The following is a 15,838-nucleotide window of genomic DNA, read 5'->3' as shown; positions in this document are numbered from 1 at the left end:
GCGGGGGCGCTGCCCCCGCACCCCCGGGATATTTGAGCCAGAATGAAAGGGGGAGGATCCGTCTCGGCGGGGCGGGTCGCCCATGGGCTGTGCCGGAGCTTGCGGCGCTGGGGTGGATGGGAGCGTTGCCGCGATGCTCCGGCACCGGACCGTCCGGGGCCGGGCCGAAGGGCCGGGGGCGCTGCCCCCGGACCCCCGGGATATTTGGGCCAGAATGAAAGGGGGAGGATCCGTCTCAGCGGCGCAGGTAAGCGACGAGCTGTGCCGTCGAGCCGTCCTTGCCTTCGGTGCCCGCGCGCCCCTCGAGCATGGGCTGCAGCGCCAGCGCCAGTTCCTTGCCGAGCTCCACGCCCCACTGATCGTAGGAATTGATGCCGAGGATCACGCCCTCGACGAAGACCCGGTGCTCGTAGAGCGCCACGATCCGGCCGAGCGTGGCGGGGGTGAGCTTTTCATAGGCCAGCGTGGTCGAGGGGCGGTTGCCGGGGAAGACCCGGTGGCGGGCCTGCCGCTCGAGTTCGGAGCCGGTCAGCCCCTTCTTCGCGAGGGTCGCCCGCGGGCCGGGCCGAAGGGCCGGGGGCGCTGCCCCCGGACCCCCGGGATATTTGGGCCAGAATGAAAGGGGGAGGATCCGTCTCAGCGGCGCAGGTAAGCGACGAGCTGTGCCGTCGAGCCGTCCTTGCCTTCGGTGCCCGCGCGCCCCTCGAGCATGGGCTGCAGCGCCAGCGCCAGTTCCTTGCCGAGCTCCACGCCCCACTGATCGTAGGAATTGATGCCGAGGATCACGCCCTCGACGAAGACCCGGTGCTCGTAGAGCGCCACGATCCGGCCGAGCGTGGCGGGGGTGAGCTTTTCATAGGCCAGCGTGGTCGAGGGGCGGTTGCCGGGGAAGACCCGGTGGCGGGCCTGCCGCTCGAGTTCGGAGCCGGTCAGCCCCTTCTTCGCGAGGGTCGCCCGCGCCTCCTCGATCGAACGCCCGCGCAGCAGCGCCTCGGACTGGGCGAGGCAGTTCGAGACCAGCAGGAGATGCTGGTGCGCGAGATCGGGCTCGTGGCCCTCGCGCGCGACGAGGAATTCGCAGGGGACGATGCGGCTGCCCTGATGGATGAGCTGGTAGAAGGCGTGCTGGCCGTTGGTGCCGGGCTCGCCCCAGACGATCGGACCGGAATGATGGGTGAGCTCGTGCCCGTCCATCGCCACGCGCTTGCCGTTCGATTCCATCTCGAGCTGCTGGAGATAGGCCGGAAGGCGCGCGAGCCGCTGGTCGTAGGGCAGCACGGCCCGGGTGGCATGGCCGCAGATCTGGTTGTGCCAGAGGCCCACCAGCGCCAGAAGCACGGGCAGGTTCTCGGCGAAGGGCGCCTCGCGGAAATGACGGTCCATCTCGGCGCCGCCGGCGAGGAAGGCGTCGAAGGCCTCGGGGCCGATCGCGATCATCAGGGAAAGGCCGATCGGGCCCCACATGGAATAGCGCCCGCCGACCCAGTCCTCGAAGCCGAAGACGCGCGAGGCATCGATGCCGAAGGCCGCAGTCCTGTCGGCCGCGGTCGAGACGGCGGCGAATTGCGCGGCGGGATCGGAGACGACCCCGGCCATCCAGCGCTTCGCCGTCTCGGCATTGGTCATGGTCTCGATGGTGGTGAAGGTCTTCGAGGCCACGATCACGAGCGTGGTTGCGGGATCGAGATCCTTCAGCGTGTCGTGGATATGCGCCCCGTCGACGTTGGAGACGAAATGGCAGCGCGGCCCGTCGGCATAGGGGGCGAGCGCGAGGCAGGCCATCGCCGGGCCGAGGTCGGAGCCGCCGATGCCGATATTGACCACATCGGTGATCGGGCCGCCCTGCCCCGTGAAACGCCCCGCGCGCAGGTCGCGGACGAAGGCCTGCATCCGGGCGTGCGTCTCGCGCAGCGCAGGCGTCACGTCCACACCGTCCACCTGCACCGGCCGGTCCATGTTGCGGAGCGCCGTATGCAGCACCGCCCGGCCCTCGGTCTCGTTGATCTTCGCACCCGAGAACATGGCCTCGCGCTTCTCGGCGACGCCGGCCGCGCCTGCCAGATCGATGAGCAGATCGCGCGCCGTATGGTCGATGTTGGTCTTGGACCAGTCGAAGAGCATGTCGTCCAGCCGGGTCGAGAAGGTCTCGGCCCGGCGGGGATCCGCGAAGAGATCGAGAATGGCGCGGTGTTCCACCGCCTGCTGATGCGCCTTGAGCGCCTGCCAGATCTGTTTCATTGCAAGAATGCCTGTAATCCTATTCCGCCCAATGTACGGTTGCGTTGGCGAGCAGAGCCTTGATCGGCGCCTCGGAGGGCGTCAAGCCCTGCGCCCGCTCGAGCGCCTCGCGCTTGGCCGCGCCGGTGATGAGGACATGGATGGCGAGCGCGCCCTTGAGCGCGGGCGCCGTCAGCGTGATCCGCGGCTCGCCCGCGGCCTCGGAGCGCAGCGCCATCAGGAGCGGCGCCGTGTCGGCCAGCGCCTCCTCGAGCCGGTCGGCGCCGGGGAAGAGCGAGGCCGTGTGCATGTCGTCGCCCATGCCGAGAAGCAGCACCGAGATCGGCAGATGCGGCTCGATGGCGGCGGCGAGCCCCTCGAGCGCCTCCTCGGGCGTCTCGGTGTCGGCCCGCAGCGGCAGGAACCGGGCCGCCGCCGCCCGGCCCGTCAGCAGCCGCTCGCGCAGGAGCCGCGTGTTCGAGCGCGGGCTCGTCTCGGGCACCCAGCGCTCGTCGTTGAGAAAGACCGCGATCTTCGACCAGTCGATGTCCACGCCCGAGAGCGTGTCGAACATGGGGCCGGGCGTGGTGCCGCCCGGCACGCAGAGGCTGGCGCGGTCCTCGCGGCGCAGGAAGTCGGCAAGCTCCCCCGCGATCTTGTTCGCGAGCGACAGCATCAGGAACTCGCGGTCCGGATATTCGACGAATTTCATGGCAAGGTTCTCCTCGGTCGCGACCGTTTGGCGGCTCCTCAGCGGATCTCGCGCCAGCGGCGGCCGTCACGGTGCATGAGCATCAGCGCATCCTCGGGCCCGGAAGTTCCCGGCTCGTAGGTCTTGGGCCGGTCGCCGCGCCGCTCCCAGGCCGCGATGATCGGATCGGCCCAGGCCCAGGCGGCCTCGACCTCGTCGCCGCGCATGAAGAGCGTCTGGTTGCCGCGGATCACATCCATGATGAGCCGCTCGTAGGCGTCGGGAATGTCCTCGCCGTCCGGCCCCAGCGCCTCGGCGAAGGACATGTCGAGCGGCACCTGCGTGAGGCGCATGCCCCCCGGCCCCGGCTCCTTGATCATCACCTTGAGATTGATGCCCTCATCGGGCTGCAGCCGGATCACGAGCACGTTCTCGCGCCAGTCCTCGGCATCGTCGAAGATCGAATGCGGCGGCTCGCGGAAGGTGATGGCGATCTCGGAGGCGCGGGCGCGCAGCCGCTTGCCGGTGCGCAGATAAAAGGGCGTGCCCTTCCAGCGCCAGTTGGCGATATGGACCTTCAGCGCGATGTAGCTTTCGGTCCGGCTGCGGGGGTTGCCCGCGTGATCGACATAGCTCTCCTGCCCGCCGCCGGCGAGATACTGGCCGCGCACGATATCCTCGGGCGGGACCGGATCGAGCGCGCGGATCACCTTCAGCTTCTCGTCGCGCACCGCGTTCGGATCGAAGTGATAGGGCGGCTCCATTGCGATCAGGCAGAGGAGCTGCATCAGGTGGTTCTGCACCATGTCCCGCATCGCGCCCGACGTGTCGTAATAGGCGCCGCGCCCGCCCACGCCCACCGTCTCGGCCACGGTGATCTGCACATGGTCGATATATTGCGCCTTCCAGAGCGGCTCGAAGAGGATGTTGGCGAAGCGCACCGCCATCAGGTTCTGGACCGTCTCCTTGCCGAGATAGTGATCGATCCGGTAGATCTGTTCCTCGGCGAAATGGAGCGCCAGCACGCGGTTGAGCGCCCGTGCGGACTCGAGATCGCGCCCGAAGGGCTTCTCGACCACGATGCGGCTCTGCGGCCCGGCGATGCCCCTCTCGTGCAGCCGCTCGGCCAGCGCCCCGAAGAGCGAGGGAGCCACCGAGAAATAGAAGGCCCGCACCACGTCGGGGCGCATCATCTTCTTGAGGTCGGCCCATCCCGAGGTTCCGGTCGCGTCGATGGCGACATAGTGGATCCGTTCGAGAAAGCCCGCCACGCCGGCCTCGTCGCGCTTGCCCGCGGGCACGAATTCCTCGAGCGCGGCCCGCACCTGGGCGCGGTAGGCCGTGTCGTCCATCTCCGAACGGGCGGCGGCGATGATCCGGCTGTCGGGCGGCATCTGCCCGCCGGTGAAGCGCCGATAGAGGCCGGGCAGGATCTTGCGGCGCGCCAGATCTCCCGTGCCGCCGAAGATGACCAGATCGAACGTGTCCACCGGAATGACTCTCGAAACCATGGGCTCTCCCGCTGCCTCGCCTGTTAGCGCTAACGGCCGTTCTAGCGGCTGCCGTGGCCCGAGTCTAGCGCGTGCCCCGCCGGGGTAAATGTGGAAAAACCGCAGGTTTCACATTTTCGCCTGCTCCTTGGCTGGCTCCCTGTCCCGCTTCTCGGGAGCCTGGCCACGCCATGGCCGAGCCGAGCGATCTGAGGCGATGCCGGTCATGGGCAGGCCGCGGCGGGGCGTTGACGGGTCTCGGCGCGCCTCTGAGCGTGCAGGACAACATGCCTTTTAGGCACGAAGGCGAGCGAACCGGGGGCCGTATCCCGGGCTGTCGGACCCGCGCGAAGGGGTCCGCCCACGCAGCAGGTGGACCTCGGCCGACCGGCCTGCGATCAGCGCCCGCGCGCGGTCATGCGGCCCGCAGAGGCGCCGTCCGGTGCAGCAGCAGGGCCGCCAGCGCAAGGTTGGTGGCGGCGATCCCTGCCAGCACGGCGAGCGTGCCCTCGGCGCCCGCGAGGGCGATCAGCCCCGCCCCCACCAGGGGCGCCGCGGCCTGCGCCACCAGCGAGGGCCGGGCCAGCCGCCCCATGATGCGCGGATACCGCTCAGGCCCGAACAGCGCCATCGGCAGCGCGCCGCGCGCGATGGAAAAGACGCCGTTGCCCGCGCCATAGAGCATCAGGGCCAGGGCCGGCCAGCCCGAGGTCGCCAGCAGCATCAGCCCCGCCGCCGTGGCGGTCGTGGCCGCGAGGAGCGTCCAGACCGGGTGATGGCGGGTGCCTCCCGCCATCTCGATCAGCCGCCCGCCGACCTGCGCCGGGCCGATCAGCGCGCCCAGCGCCACCGCCGCGGCCAGCGGCAGCCCCCGCGCGCCGAGGAGCGCGATCAGATGCACCGCGACGATGGTGACCGCGAGGCCCGCGAGCGTCTGGATCGCCGCCATGATGCGGAAGGCCGCGCGCTCATCTCCCGCAAGCTCGGCCGGCGGGGCGGCATGAGGCGCGATGGCGGGCGGCGTCTTCGGGAGGGCGCGCAGCAGCAGCGGCACCGAGATCGCCAGATGCAGCCCCGCATAGGCGGCGGCCGTGCCGCGCCAGCCGAACTGGTCGAGCATCAGCGCCGAGAGCGGCCAGCAGACCGTGCTGGCAAATCCTCCCCAGAGCGTGAGGAGCGTGATCGCCCGCCGCGCGTCGCGCCCGTAGATCCGGCCCAGAGTGGCGAAGGCGGGATCGTAGAGCCCGGCGGCCATGCCCGCCCCCATCAGCGTCCAGCCGGCCACGAAGGCGGCAAGGTTCGGCGCCAGAGCGAGCACGATCAGGCCGGCCGAGATCAGAAGGCAGCCCGCCACCAGCACCGGCCGCCCGCCGTGGCGCGCGATGGTGCGGCCGACCAGCGGCGAGGCGAGACCCGCCACGAGGAGCCCCGCCGAGAGCGAGCCCACCACCCAGGGCAGCGGCCAGCCGGTATCTGTCGCGATGGCCGCGGCCAGCACCGCCATCAGGTAATAGCTGCTGCCCCAGGCGAGGATCTGCACCACCCCCAGCGCCGCGGCGAGCCGCGCCTGCGGGCTCACCGCACGGCCGAGGTGAGGTTCAGGCGCGCCTCGGCGGCCGCGGCCGCCTCCTTGCGTTCGGAATAGCGGTCGGTCAGATGGGCCGAGACGTCGCGGGTGAGACGCGTGAACTTCACCAGCTCCTCCATCACATCCACCACCCGGTCATAGAGCGGCGAGGCCCGCATCCGGCCCGCCTCGTCGAATTCGGCATAGGCCTTCGGCACCGAGGACTGGTTCGGGATGGTCACCATCCGCATCCAGCGCCCGAGCACCCGCATCTGGTTCAGCGCGTTGAAACTCTGCGAGCCGCCCGAGACCTGCATCAGCGCCAGCGTCCGCCCCTGTGTCGGCCGGATCGCCCCCAGGCTGAGGGGGATCCAGTCGATCTGCGCCTTCATCACCCCGGTCATCGCGCCATGCCGCTCGGGCGAGCACCAGACCTGCCCCTCGGACCAGAGGCAGGCCTCGCGCAGCTCGGCGACCTTCGGATGGCTCGCCTCGGCATCGTCGGGCAGCGGCAGGCCGTCGGCGTGAAAGATCCGCGTCTCGCAGCCGAAGTGGCGCAGGAGACGCTCGGCCTCGAGCGTCAGGAAGCGGCTGTAGCTCCGCTCGCGCAGCGATCCGTAGAGCAGCAGGATGCGCGGCGGATGGGTAGAGTGCGGCCCGGCCAGCGCCGCCGGATCGGGAAGCCGCAGCGCGCCGGGATCGAGGTTCGGCAGGTCGCTCATGCCCGGTCCTCGAACCAGCGCGACCGGAGCCGCAGCGCCACCCGCACCAGCAGGACCAGAACCGGCACCTCGACCAGAGGGCCTATGACCGTGGCGAAGGCCACCGGCGAGGCCAGACCGAAGGCCGCGATGGCGACCGCGATGGCCAGCTCGAAATTGTTGCCGGCGGCGGTGAAGGCGATGGCCGTGGTGCGGGGATAGTCGCGGGCGATCAGCCGGCCGAGGGCGAAGCTCACCCCGAACATGAGCGCGAAATAGAGCGCCAGAGGCACGGCGATGCGGACGGCATCCAGCGGCAGGCGCAGGATCTCGCCGCCCTTCAGGCTGAACATGGCGACGATGGTAAAGAGCAGCGCCGCCAGCGTCAGCGGCCCGATGCGCGGCAGGAACCTGTTCTCGTACCAGTCCGCGCCCTTCCGCGCGCGGAGCCACCGCCGCGTCAGGAAGCCTGCGGCGAAGGGGATGCCGAGATAGATCAGCACCGCCTGCGCGATGGTGGCGAAGCTCACGTCGATCACGCTGCCCTCGAGCCCGAAAAGGGGCGGCAGCAGTCCGAGGAAGATCCAAGCGTAGAGCGGGAAGAAGAGGATCTGGAAGATCGAGTTGAAGGCCACGAGCCCCGCGACATACTGGCTGTCGCCACAGGCCAGCTGGTTCCAGACCAGCACCATGGCGATGCAGCGCGCCAGCCCGATCAGGATCAGCCCGGTCATGTAGTCGGGATGGTCGTGCAGGAAGATGACCGCCAGCGCGAACATCAGCACCGGCCCGATCAGCCAGTTCTGCACCAGCGACAGCGCCAGCACCCGCCCGTCGCGGAAGACGCGTGGCAGTTCCTCGTAGCGGACGCGGGCGAGCGGAGGATACATCATCAGGATCAGCCCCGCCGCGATCGGCAGGTTCGTGGTGCCGACCGAGGCCGCGTCGATGGCCCCCGGCAGGCCGGGAAAGAGCCGGCCCAGCAGCAGCCCCAGCGCCATCGCGGCGAAGATCCAGAGCGTGAGCCAACGGTCGAGGAAGGAAAGGCGGTGCATCAGGCCTCCGGCTTGCGGGTCAACGGGACGGCCGAGGCCGGAGCCAACGGTCGAGGAAGGACAGACGGTGCATCAGGCCTCCGGCTTGCGGGTCATGAGGACCGCCGAGGCCGGAGCCGACGGTCGGGGAAGGACAGACGGTGCATCAGGCCTCCGGCTTGCGGGTCATGAGGACGGCCGAGGCCGGAGCCACGAAGAAGCGGCGGCCCGGCTCGGTGAGGTCATCGACGGGAAGCCCGGCCTCGGTCAGGGCTGCGATCAGCCCGGAGTCGTTGCCGGCCAGGCGGCGGGCGTTGGGGCCCCGGCTCTCAGTCATGGCGCGCCTCAAGCAGGGGCGCGCAGATCTCGGGCCGGCCGTCGCAGCAGTCGCGCATCAGGAAGGTCACGAGATCCGACAGCACCGGATAGGCCGCGGCATAGATCACGAAGCGCCCCTCGCGGCGCGAGGTGACGAGGCGCGCCTGTTCGAGCTGCGTCAGATGGAACGAGAGGCGGGAGGAGCTCGCTCCGATCGCAGCGCCGATCTCGCCGGCCGGCAGGCCCTCGGGGCCTGCGCGCACCAGAAGCCGCACGATCTGCAGCCGCGTCTCCTGCGAGAGGCCGGCGAAGGCGGTCAGGGCGGTCTGGTCGTCCATATCTCAACATCTCAAGATCAGTTGCCCTATTAGCGCCGGCGACCCCACGCTGTCAAGCGCCGGAGCACCGATGCCCGCGGGCCGATCCGGATCGCGGCGCCCTGCCCGCTCCCTGCGCCGATGCAGCGACGAAGGCGCGGCGCCTCGCGGGCCGGTTGCTTTTGGGCCTGAGCCCCCGGTGGGGCGGACTGCCGCTCTGCCGCGTCACCCCCGGCGCCATGGCCGCCGCAAGCAGGCTGGCCGCGCGACGGATCGGGGCGGCGGCATCGGTGTGATGCGCAGCCTGTCCCGCTGCCGCGGCATGGGCTCTCTGCAGGGTTTGGGGACCGGCGTGCGAAAGTTGCGACGGGGCACCGAGGGGGCCTCGGGCGCGCTCGTGCGCCGAATGACCTCGACCGCGATGGTCACTGACTGCGCGTCCCGGGTGTCAGGGGCAGCGTCGGGGTTGCAGGGCGAGGCCGCTCGTCCCGCGTTCAGGATGCAAGCAGGGCCGCCGGTTCTGTGGAAACCGGTTTTCCTGACAGGCGCATCCGCCCGGTGCGCTCAGGCTTCGAGCTCTGCGTCCCAGTAAAGATAGTCGAGCCAGCTGTCGTGCAGATGGTTCGGCGGGAAGCGCTGGCCATGGCGCTGCATCTCGGCCGGCGTGGGCTCGCGCGGGACGCGGGCAAGGCGCATCCCCGCCTGCTTCAGGGTCTTGGATCCCTTGTGCAGGTTGCAGGGCGAGCAGGCGGCCACGACGTTCTGCCAGCTCGTGACGCCGCCCCGGGCGCGGGGCACCACATGGTCGAAGGTCAGGTCTCCCTTGGCGCCGCAATACTGGCAGCGGAATTCGTCCCTCAGGAAAAGATTGAAGCGCGTGAAGGCCACGCGCTTCTGGGGAGAGACGAATTCCTTCAGCACCACCACCGAGGGTATTCGGAGGGCGGCCCTCTGGCTGCGCACCACCTGATCGTATTCGGCCACGATCGATACCCGGTCGAGGAAGGCCGCCTTGATCGCCTCCTGCCAGGGCCAGAGCGAGAGCGGATAATAGGACAGGGGCCGGTAATCCGCGTTCAGCACGAGCGCGGGATAATGTCTCAAGCCCGCGGGCTCTCGAACGAAGCTGGTCCTGAAATCGCCGTCCATCGTCGCAGTGACTCCTTCTCCGCCCTGTCTGCCGTTCGTCGGCACCAGAGCGGGGAACCCGCCCCGATGTGACAACTATATATGGCGTTCCCTGTCAGGCAAGCCCCGCAAGCGGCCCAAGCCGTGCCAGACCGTTTTCGCGGTCGCAGGTGACGAGGATGTGACGACTTTTTCGCCAGATGATGAAGAGGCAAGGGCGCGACCGGAGATCCGCCGGTCGGGAGCCGCTCTGGCCCGCCGGCCTGCGATCGTGCGAGCGTCTCCGTCCCCGCTTCGCCGGCACGGGCAGACGGCGCCCCGGCCCCCGTCGCGCCGGGGTCTGCAGGAGCGTGGATCAGGCGTCTGCCTCGCGGCCTGCGAGAGCCATGGCAAGCGCCTGCGGCTGGTTGCGGGGCTGCGGGCAGGAGCCCGCGGCCCGTCCTTCGGGAAGCGCAGCTCGAAGCCCGCGGTTCCGGCGCCTGCGGCCGGCTGCGGGTCTTCTGGCACAGCGCCGCGGCCCCTCCTTCGGGGCAAGCCTGTCGAAGCCGCGGGTCAGTCCGGCAGACGCTCCTTCAGGAAGGCCAGCGCCACCGAAAGACCGTCGGGCGCGATGCCGTGGCCGGTGCCCTTCATCACATGGCCGTAGGTGGTGAAGCCCGCCTCGGCCAGCGCCTCGCCCGCGAGGCTCATGTCGGCGAAGGGCACCACCGGGTCGGCGTCGCCATGCACGAGGAGCACCGGCGGCTTCGACCGCGCCTCTTCGGCCAGCCGCTCCGGCGCGAGCAGACGGCCCGAGAAGCCCACGATGCCCGCGATCTCCTCGGCCCGGCGCGGCGCCACATGAAGCGCCATCATCGTGCCCTGCGAGAAGCCCACGAGCGCCAGCGCTTCGGGCGGCAGCCCCTCCTCGGCCAGCCGCTCGTCGAGGAAGGCATCGAGGTCGCGCGCGGCGGCGGCCATGCCTTCGGCGGCGGCGGTCTCGGAAGAGCCGTCGAGCCAGGGGATCGGAAACCACTGGAAGCCGAAGCCGTTGGCGCGGCAGGGCTCGGGCGCGTCGGGCGCCACGAAGGCCGTGCCGGGCAGGTGCGGCGCCAGCGGTTCGGCCAGACCCAAGAGATCCGCCCCGTCCGCGCCGTAGCCGTGGAGGAAGACGACGAGGCTCGTGGCCTCGCCCGGGGCCGCGCCTCGGCGGCCGAACGTCAGCTTGCGTGTCATGCGGTTCCTTCCCGTCCCTTGGCGTGCCGGTAATAGGCCCAGAGCAGCCGCGCCGCAACGCCCCGCCACGGGCTCCAGTCGGCGGCCATCGCGCGCAGGGCGCGCTCGGAGGGACGCGCCTCGAGCTCGAACAGGAGCCGCGCCGCCTCCTGCAGCGCCAGATCGCCCGCGCAGAGCACGTCGGCCCGGCCGAGCGAGGTCATGGCATAGAGTTCGGCCGTCCAGCGGCCGATGCCCGGCAGCGCGGTGAGCGTCGCCACCACCTGGGCATCCGGCAGCCGCGCGAGGCCCGCGTAATCCACCGTCGTGGCCGCCAGCGCGCGGATGTAGCGGATCTTGGCGGCCGAGAGCCCGCAGGCCCGCAGTGCCTCCTCGCCGGCCAGAAGCACCGCTTGGGGATCGAGCAGTCCCGCGGCCTCCATCCGCCCCCGCATGGCCGCGGCCGCGGAGGTCGAGACCTGCTGGCCGAGGATGGCCCCCGCAAGCTCGGCAAAGCCTTCGGGCCGCCGCCGGAGAGCCGGATCGCCGGTCAGCGCATGGGCTTGGGCGAAGCGCGGCTCGCGCTGCGCGAGAAAGGCCACGCCCTCGGCGATGCAGTCCGGGGTGAGGAGGATGCGGCCGGTCATGGCCCTGCATCGCCCATCGCGGGCCCGCCGTCCAGCCCCGCCCTCTGCGAGCGCCAACCGGGACAGGGCGACAGCGGATCGGGGCTGCGCCCGTGCCTGATTTCACTGGACGCGGCAAGGCGCGGCACACTAGGGAGGGGCATGACCGACGCTCCCGCCCTGCCCGCCTCCGATGCCCGCGCCCGCCGCAACGTGATTGTCCTGGTGGCTGCGCAGGCCATCCTCGGCTCCCAGCTCTCGATGGTCTTCATCGTGGCCGGGCTGTCGGGTCAGACCCTCGCCTCGAACCCCTGCTGGGCCACCCTGCCGATCACCATGGCCGTCACCGGCTCCATGCTGTCGGCCACGCCGCTCTCGGCCATCATGCAGCGGTTCGGCCGCCGCGTGGGCTTTCTGGTCGGCGCGCTCGCAGGGGCGCTCGGCGCGGCCGTCTGTGCCGCGGCGCTGATGCAGGGCTCGTTCGCGCTCTTCCTCGCAGGCTCTCTCCTGACCGGCACCTACATGTCGGCGCAGGGCTTCTACCGCTTCGCCGCCGCCGACACCGCCTCCGAGACCTTCCGCCCCAAGGCGATCTCCTGGGTCATGGCGGGCGGACTGCTCTCGGCCGTGATCGGCCCGCAGGTGGTCAAGCTCACTGCGGAGGCGATGGTGGTGCCCTTCCTCGGCACCTATCTCGCGGCGATCCTGCTCAATCTCTGCGGCGTGGCCCTCTTCGCCTTTCTCGACATTCCCCGCCCGACCCCGCCCGGAGCCGGCAGCGCCCGCGGCCGCAGCCGCCTCGAGCTTCTGCGCGAGCCGCGGATCGCGGTGGCGGTGATCTGCGCCACCGTGGCCTATGCGCTGATGAACCTCGTCATGACCTCCTCGCCGCTGGCGGTGGTGGGCTGCGGCTTCGCCACCTCGGACGCGGCCAACGTGGTCACGGCCCATGTGCTCGCCATGTATGGGCCGAGCTTCTTCACCGGCCATGTGATCGCGCGGTTCGGCGCGGAGAAGGTGATGGCGCTGGGCCTCGCCATCCTCGCAGGTTCGGGCGCGGTCGCCCTGTCCGGCGTCGAGCTCGGCCATTTCTTCGGCGCGCTGGTGCTGCTCGGGATCGGCTGGAACTTCGGCTTCATCGGCGCGACCGCACTCCTCGCCTCGGCCCATGCGCCCGAGGAGCGCGGCCGCATCCAGGGGCTGAACGATCTGATCGTGTTCGGGGGCGTGGCCATGGCCTCGCTCGCATCGGGCGGGCTCATGAACTGCTCGGGCGGCAGCGTGGAGGCGGGCTGGCAGGCGGTGAACCTCGCCATGCTGCCCTTCCTCGTGGCCGCCGATCAGGGGACCTGGCGCGACTATCCCGCCCTCTTCACCGCCGCCTGGACCCTGACCGTACGGATGGCCGCGGCCTGGCTCTTCACGGCGCTGGTCTGGGGGCTCCTCCTCCTCTCCAACGCCCTGCTCGAGCTGGTGGGCGTGGATGTGATCGGCCGCATCACCGACACCGACATGGGCCCCTGGCTCGTCACCGGCCTCGCGCTCGGTCTCGCCCTCGCGGTGGTGATGGAATATTCCGACCTGATCTCGCCCGCTCTGGTGCTGAAGCTTCTGCGCATCCTCCTGCCGCTCGTCCTCTGCGTCGTGGCGCTCTTCATCCTCGGCCTGCCCCTCCGGGGTCTCGAGGCGGGGTTCGGCACGGTCTCGGTCGCGCAGATCCTGATCGCGATGGCGGCGGCGGCCGCGCTCCTCGTCACCATCGCCATCGACCAGAGCGACGCCGAGGCGGTGGAGGGCACCTTCATGCGCCGCGCGACGCAGGCCCTGGCTCTCCTCCTGCCCGTTCCGGCGGCGGTGGCGGCCTGGGCGCTCTGGCAGCGCGTCGCGGCCTATGGCTGGACGCCCGAGCGGCTGGTCGGGGCGGTGGCGGCCGCTTTCGCGCTGGCCTACGGGCTCCTCTATGCCGGATCGGTCCTGTCGGGGCGCGCCTGGATGGCGCGGATCCGGGCGGGCAACATCGGCATGGCCCTCGTGCTCCTCGTGACGGCGGCCCTCTGGCAGACGCCGCTCTTCGACCCCACGCGGATCGCGGCCCGCGACCAGCTGGCCCGCGTCCTCGACGGCCGGACCGAGCTGCCCGATCTCGACCCCTATGCCATCGGCCGCTGGGGCCGCGCAGGCTCGGAGGCGCTCGAGGCGCTGCAGCAGCGTGCCTCCGAGCCGGGTCAGGAGGCGCTGGCCGACCGGCTGGCCCGGCCGGGCGTCCCGGGGCGGATGCGGGCGAGCGAGGATCTGGCGGTGGAACTCGCCACGCTGATGGCGGTGCGGCCCCCGGGCAAGGAGGCCATGCGCGAGGCCGTCGTGGCCCGCCTCGCGCCCGCCGAGCGCAGGGTCTGGCGCGACGGCTGCCGCATCGCGCTGCCCGACGGCCGGCCGGGCTGCGTGATGATCGTGGGCGACTTCCTCACCGAGCGTCCGGGCGAGGAGGCGCTGGTGCTGATGCTGCGCCCGCGCGGCGGGCTTTCGCAGCAGGGCTTCGGCCTGAGCGAGGGCCGGCTCGACATGCTTTCGGTGCAGGACCTGACGCCCGCCACAGCGGAGGCGCCCGAAGCCGTCATCGCAGGCCAGCTCGACACGGGCCCCGATCTCGGGCCGGCGCCGGTCAACCGGCTGCGCGCGGGCGGCAGCGCCTTCGTGCTGATGCCATGACCTCATTGGGATCTTGTTAAGCGCCGCCGGATAGTCTTCGGGTCAAAGGAGGATCCGGCGACGTGCATGGCTTGGTGAACAGGGCGATCGAATGCTTTCTGCGCGACACATACAGCCCCGCGCTCTGGGCCGATGTCGCGCGCGATGCGCGGCTCGGCTTCGACACGTTCGAGCCGATGCTGATCTACGAACTGTCCGAGACGGAGGCGGTCATCGCCGCCGCCGCCCATCGCCTCTCCCGCTCGCGCGAGGCGCTTCTCGAGGATGTGGGCACCTATCTCGTCTCCCATCCGACGACGGCCCGCCTTCGGCGCCTGCTGCGCTTCGGGGGCGTGACCTTCACAGATTTCCTCCATTCGCTCGATGACCTGCCGGACCGGGCGCGGCTGGCGCTGCCCGATCTCGACCTGCCGGACCTGCAGATCACCGACCTCGGGCCGAACCGCTTCCGGCTCATCTGTGCCTCGCCGCTGGAAGGCATGGGGCATGTGATGCTGGGGCTCCTGCGCGCCATGGCGGACGATTACGGGGTGCTCGTGATGCTCGTGCATCGTGGGCAGACGCCCGAGGGCGAGGCGGTCTCGATCGCGCTCCTCGATCCGGCCTTCTCGGTGGGCCGGCCCTTCGATCTGGCCGAGCGGCTGGGCTGATGGGCAATGTGGCAAAGCCCGTCGGCATCGGGGCAGGGGGGCTCGATCTCCTCATGCCCATGCATCTGCGTCTCGATCCGCTGGGCGAGATCGCAGGCTGCGGCCCGACCCTGCGCAAGCTCTTCGCCGATTCGCCGCTGCGCCGGCCCTTCTTCGACCTCTTCAAGGTGCGCAGGCCCACGGGCATCGAGACGCCGGCGGCGCTCGCCGCGCGCACGGGTGTGCGCCTCCATCTCACCACGCTGGACGGCGGTGTCAGCCTGCGCGGCGTGGCGACGCCGAAGCACGAGGGGCGGGGTCTTCTGTTGAACCTGTCCTTCGGGATTTCCGTGATCGAGGCCGTCCGCCGCCACGGCCTGACCGACGGAGACTTCGCGCCGACCGACCTCGCGGTCGAGCTTCTCTATCTGGTCGAGGCCAAGACCGCCGTCGCCGAGGAGCTGCGCCGCCTCAACGGCCGGCTCGAGAGGGCCCGCCGGCTGGCCGAGGAGGAGGCGCTGACCGACGAGCTGACGGGGCTCCGGAACCGTCGGGCGATCGATCAGGCGCTCGAGGCGGTGATCGCCACGCGCCGGCCCTTCGGGCTGATGCATCTCGATCTCGATTTCTTCAAGGAGGTGAACGACAGTTTCGGCCATGCCGCGGGCGACGAGGTGCTGCGGGCGGTGGCACAGGTCCTGTCGCGCGAGACCCGGACGGGAGACACGGTGGCCCGGATCGGGGGCGACGAATTCATGATGCTCTTCCCCGGCCTCGCCGATCCCCAGCCGATGAAGCGCCTCGCCGCACGGGTCATTGCCGATGTGGATCGGCCCATCCCCTTCGGCGGCGGTGTCTGCCGCGTCTCGGCCAGCATCGGCATGACGCTCTCGGTGCAGTACGACCGGCCGGATCTGGCGCGGATGCTTGCCGATGCGGATGAGGCCCTCTACGCGGCCAAGCGCGCGGGCCGGGGGATCGCCGTGCTCAGCGAGGGCGCGCGACCGGAGCATCGACGCGATGCTTGACATCCGAAACGCCGGGGGCCCGCGCCTCCGCCACAACGAAGAAATGCTCCGGCAGCCCCGCAGGCTTCCGACCGACGGCGCTGTCATGTGATCCGCCCGTGACGCGCGGAGGAACTCCACCATGGTGCCTCGGCGAAGGAGTTCCGCCGCGGCGCCTCGGCGGAGGCAGGCGCTCCGGGGCACCTTTCC

At 70.7% G+C, this 15,838-nt stretch carries 15 protein-coding genes; 3 read left to right on the top strand and 12 right to left on the bottom strand.

Features of this window, described 5'->3' with window-relative positions; all coding sequences use genetic code 11:
• Positions 1-235 precede the first annotated feature (235 nt).
• The 12 genes from A9O63_RS23020 to A9O63_RS21615 all read right to left on the bottom strand — a co-directional run bounded on the left by A9O63_RS23020 (position 236) and on the right by A9O63_RS21615 (position 11,304).
• Complete coding sequence (locus A9O63_RS23020) at positions 236-631, bottom strand: hypothetical protein (protein WP_268874958.1); 396 nt, start codon at positions 629-631, stop codon at positions 236-238.
• Between the two features lie 5 nt (positions 632-636).
• Positions 637-2,238 carry a glucose-6-phosphate isomerase gene (gene pgi / locus A9O63_RS21660; RefSeq protein WP_069333716.1) on the bottom strand — a complete coding sequence of 534 codons (1,602 nt, stop codon included), beginning with the start codon at positions 2,236-2,238 and terminating at the stop codon, positions 637-639.
• A 19-nt stretch (positions 2,239-2,257) separates the two neighbouring features.
• Positions 2,258-2,929 (bottom strand): 6-phosphogluconolactonase, encoded by a 672-nt coding sequence (pgl, locus tag A9O63_RS21655; protein ID WP_069333715.1) that lies wholly within the window; start codon positions 2,927-2,929, stop codon positions 2,258-2,260.
• Positions 2,930-2,967: 38 nt separating this feature from the next.
• A complete protein-coding gene (gene zwf, locus A9O63_RS21650; RefSeq protein WP_069333714.1) occupies positions 2,968-4,419 on the bottom strand; it encodes a glucose-6-phosphate dehydrogenase in 1,452 nt (483 codons plus the stop codon).
• Between the two features lie 394 nt (positions 4,420-4,813).
• On the bottom strand, positions 4,814-5,977 hold the full coding sequence (locus A9O63_RS21645; protein WP_069333713.1) for an MFS transporter: 1,164 nt from the start codon (positions 5,975-5,977) through the stop codon (positions 4,814-4,816).
• On the bottom strand, positions 5,974-6,687 hold the full coding sequence (gene arsH / locus A9O63_RS21640) for an arsenical resistance protein ArsH (protein ID WP_069333712.1): 714 nt from the start codon (positions 6,685-6,687) through the stop codon (positions 5,974-5,976). The genes A9O63_RS21645 and arsH overlap by 4 nt, the downstream gene beginning before the upstream one ends.
• On the bottom strand, positions 6,684-7,721 hold the full coding sequence (gene arsB, locus A9O63_RS21635) for an ACR3 family arsenite efflux transporter (RefSeq protein ID WP_069333711.1): 1,038 nt from the start codon (positions 7,719-7,721) through the stop codon (positions 6,684-6,686). Before arsB ends, arsH begins: the two co-directional genes overlap by 4 nt.
• 145 nt (positions 7,722-7,866) lie before the next feature.
• A complete protein-coding gene (locus tag A9O63_RS23015) occupies positions 7,867-8,037 on the bottom strand; it encodes a hypothetical protein (RefSeq protein ID WP_235837018.1) in 171 nt (56 codons plus the stop codon).
• The gene (locus tag A9O63_RS21630; RefSeq protein ID WP_069333710.1) at positions 8,030-8,356 is read right to left on the bottom strand and encodes an ArsR/SmtB family transcription factor; all 327 of its coding nucleotides are present in this window, start codon (positions 8,354-8,356) and stop codon (positions 8,030-8,032) included. Before A9O63_RS21630 ends, A9O63_RS23015 begins: the two co-directional genes overlap by 8 nt.
• A gap of 543 nt (positions 8,357-8,899) precedes the next feature.
• Positions 8,900-9,484 carry an HNH endonuclease gene (locus A9O63_RS21625; RefSeq protein ID WP_069333709.1) on the bottom strand — a complete coding sequence of 195 codons (585 nt, stop codon included), beginning with the start codon at positions 9,482-9,484 and terminating at the stop codon, positions 8,900-8,902.
• A gap of 531 nt (positions 9,485-10,015) precedes the next feature.
• Positions 10,016-10,678, bottom strand: coding sequence for an alpha/beta hydrolase (locus A9O63_RS21620; RefSeq protein ID WP_011337694.1), 663 nt, complete (start codon positions 10,676-10,678; stop codon positions 10,016-10,018).
• Positions 10,675-11,304: a DNA-3-methyladenine glycosylase family protein gene (locus A9O63_RS21615; RefSeq protein WP_069333708.1), complete on the bottom strand. Its 630-nt coding sequence runs from the start codon at positions 11,302-11,304 to the stop codon at positions 10,675-10,677. The genes A9O63_RS21620 and A9O63_RS21615 overlap by 4 nt, the downstream gene beginning before the upstream one ends.
• Positions 11,305-11,445: 141 nt before the next feature.
• On the opposite strand from A9O63_RS21615, the gene A9O63_RS23755 reads away from it, so the two are divergent.
• From A9O63_RS23755 to A9O63_RS21600, 3 genes are all read left to right on the top strand, one after another.
• Positions 11,446-13,992: an MFS transporter gene (locus A9O63_RS23755; protein ID WP_069333707.1), complete on the top strand. Its 2,547-nt coding sequence runs from the start codon at positions 11,446-11,448 to the stop codon at positions 13,990-13,992.
• A 62-nt stretch (positions 13,993-14,054) separates the two neighbouring features.
• Positions 14,055-14,642, top strand: a complete 588-nt coding sequence (locus A9O63_RS21605) for a heme NO-binding domain-containing protein (RefSeq protein ID WP_069333082.1) — start codon at positions 14,055-14,057, stop codon at positions 14,640-14,642.
• Positions 14,642-15,649 (top strand): GGDEF domain-containing protein, encoded by a 1,008-nt coding sequence (locus tag A9O63_RS21600; RefSeq protein WP_069333083.1) that lies wholly within the window; start codon positions 14,642-14,644, stop codon positions 15,647-15,649. Before A9O63_RS21605 ends, A9O63_RS21600 begins: the two co-directional genes overlap by 1 nt.
• Positions 15,650-15,838 lie beyond the last annotated feature (189 nt).

Source organism: Cereibacter johrii (assembly GCF_001720585.1).
Classification (GTDB): Bacteria; Pseudomonadota; Alphaproteobacteria; order Rhodobacterales; family Rhodobacteraceae; genus Cereibacter_A; species Cereibacter_A johrii.
Note: the sequence above shows the minus strand (reverse complement) of the source record. Positions and strands in the feature narration are given on the sequence as shown.

Bases quoted from the DNA above. Each gene is read 5' to 3' on its own strand.
- pgl (WP_069333715.1), bottom strand. From the start codon at position 2,929: ATGAAATTCGTCGAATATCCGGACCGCGAGTTCCTGATGCTGTCGCTC.
- A9O63_RS21600 (WP_069333083.1), top strand. From the start codon at position 14,642: ATGGGCAATGTGGCAAAGCCCGTCGGCATCGGGGCAGGGGGGCTCGAT.
- A9O63_RS21625 (WP_069333709.1), bottom strand. From the start codon at position 9,484: ATGGACGGCGATTTCAGGACCAGCTTCGTTCGAGAGCCCGCGGGCTTG.
- A9O63_RS21620 (WP_011337694.1), bottom strand. From the start codon at position 10,678: ATGACACGCAAGCTGACGTTCGGCCGCCGAGGCGCGGCCCCGGGCGAG.
- A9O63_RS21630 (WP_069333710.1), bottom strand. From the start codon at position 8,356: ATGGACGACCAGACCGCCCTGACCGCCTTCGCCGGCCTCTCGCAGGAG.
- A9O63_RS23755 (WP_069333707.1), top strand. From the start codon at position 11,446: ATGACCGACGCTCCCGCCCTGCCCGCCTCCGATGCCCGCGCCCGCCGC.
- A9O63_RS23015 (WP_235837018.1), bottom strand. From the start codon at position 8,037: ATGACTGAGAGCCGGGGCCCCAACGCCCGCCGCCTGGCCGGCAACGAC.
- arsB (WP_069333711.1), bottom strand. From the start codon at position 7,721: ATGCACCGCCTTTCCTTCCTCGACCGTTGGCTCACGCTCTGGATCTTC.
- A9O63_RS21615 (WP_069333708.1), bottom strand. From the start codon at position 11,304: ATGACCGGCCGCATCCTCCTCACCCCGGACTGCATCGCCGAGGGCGTG.
- zwf (WP_069333714.1), bottom strand. From the start codon at position 4,419: ATGGTTTCGAGAGTCATTCCGGTGGACACGTTCGATCTGGTCATCTTC.
- arsH (WP_069333712.1), bottom strand. From the start codon at position 6,687: ATGAGCGACCTGCCGAACCTCGATCCCGGCGCGCTGCGGCTTCCCGAT.
- pgi (WP_069333716.1), bottom strand. From the start codon at position 2,238: ATGAAACAGATCTGGCAGGCGCTCAAGGCGCATCAGCAGGCGGTGGAA.